The organism is Agromyces sp. NPDC056965, assembly GCF_042673425.1.
In the GTDB taxonomy this organism is placed as follows: domain Bacteria; phylum Actinomycetota; class Actinomycetes; order Actinomycetales; family Microbacteriaceae; genus Agromyces.
Genome location: NZ_JBHURI010000158.1, coordinates 1 through 1,491, shown reverse-complemented (window position 1 = coordinate 1,491; position 1,491 = coordinate 1). Strand labels below are relative to the sequence as shown.

Genomic DNA, 1,491 nt, shown 5'->3' with positions numbered 1-1,491 from the left:
GGCGGCGCCTGTGGCAGCATTAGCCACCGGCGCCGCCCGAGCGCCGACGGGAGGGGCGCAGCATGGCCGATCGCCAGACAGGTGACGCGGGCGCGGAGACATCCGCTCACCCGCCGCTCGACCACCGGCTCCGGCGCATGGTCGGCCGCGATCCCGACGAGGCGCACCGCACCGCGACGCCGCTCGAGCTGCTCTTCGACCTCACGTTCGTGGTCGCGTTCAGCCAGGCGGGCACGCAGGCCGCGCACCTGCTCGAGATCGGGCATTTCATGCCCGCGTTCATCGGCTTCACGATCGCGGTCTTCGCGATCTGCCTCGCCTGGATCAACTACTCGTGGCTCGCTTCGGCCTACGACAACGACGACGTGTTCTTCCGCGTCGCGACGATGGTGCAGATGCTCGGCGTCCTCCTGCTGGCGCTCGGACTGCCGCCCATGTTCCATTCGATCGACGAGGGCGACCACCTCGACAACGGCGTGGTGGTCGCCGGCTACGTCGTCATGCGGGTGGCCACCGTGGCGCTGTGGCTGCGCATCGCGCGCCACGACCCCTCGCACCGGCGCAGCGCACTCGCCTACGCGACGGTCGTCGGCATCATCCAGGTCGGCTGGGTGACCACGATCTTCATCAACCCCGCGCTGCCCGTGATGCTCGGCATCTTCGTGGTGCTCGGCACCCTCGAACTGCTCGGCCCGTACCTGATCGAACGTCGCATCGGCGGCACGCCCTGGCACGCGCACCACATCGCCGAGCGGTACGGCCTGCTCGTCATCATCACGCTCGGCGAGGTCGTGCTCGGCACGATCCTCACGATCTCCGCCGTGGTCGAGCATCAGGACTGGAGCCTCGACGCCGTGCTCGTCGCCTTCGGCGGCACGGCGCTCGCCTTCGGCATGTGGTGGGTCTACTTCACGATGCCGTCGGCGAAGGTGCTGCAGCGGTTCCGGGAACGCGGATTCGTCTGGGGCTACGGCCACCTCGTGATCTTCGGTTCGATCGCGGCGACCGGCGCGGGGCTGCATGTCGCGGCATTCGAGATCGACGGTACAGCCCACATCGGCGAGGTCGCGGCCATGCTCACGGTCGCAGTGCCCGTCGGCGTCTTCCTCATCGCCCTCTTCACGATCTACTCCCTGCTGCTGCGGGAGTTCGACCGGTTCCACATCCTGCTGTTCCTGCTCAGCATGGCCGCCCTCTGCGTCTCCGTGCTCGCGGTCGTGGCCGGCGCGAGCATGCCCGTCGGCATCGTGCTCGCGGCATGCGCACCGCTCGTCGTGATCGTCGGCTACGAGACGATCGGGCATCGGCACCAGGCGGCGGCGCTGCGCCGCGCGCTGGGCCGGTAGGGCGACGCGCCGGGCTGCGACGGCGCATGGCGACGACGACGCATGGCGACGACGACGCATGGCGACGACGGCGCATGGCGACGACGGCGCATTCGAGGGGCGGATGCCGCGGCATCCGCCCCTCGGGTACCGCGACCTACGAGGC

General features: G+C 69.8%; 1 protein-coding gene. It reads left to right on the top strand.

All coding sequences use genetic code 11. The features are described 5' to 3' along the window. The first annotated feature begins 62 nt into the window (after positions 1–62). The gene (locus ACFTQE_RS20085) at positions 63–1,346 is read left to right on the top strand and encodes a low temperature requirement protein A (RefSeq protein ID WP_376926729.1); all 1,284 of its coding nucleotides are present in this window, start codon (positions 63–65) and stop codon (positions 1,344–1,346) included. Positions 1,347–1,491: the final 145 nt, after the last annotated feature.

Coding starts and splice junctions, on each gene's coding strand:
- ACFTQE_RS20085 (WP_376926729.1), top strand. CDS start 63: ATGGCCGATCGCCAGACAGGTGACGCGGGCGCGGAGACATCCGCTCAC.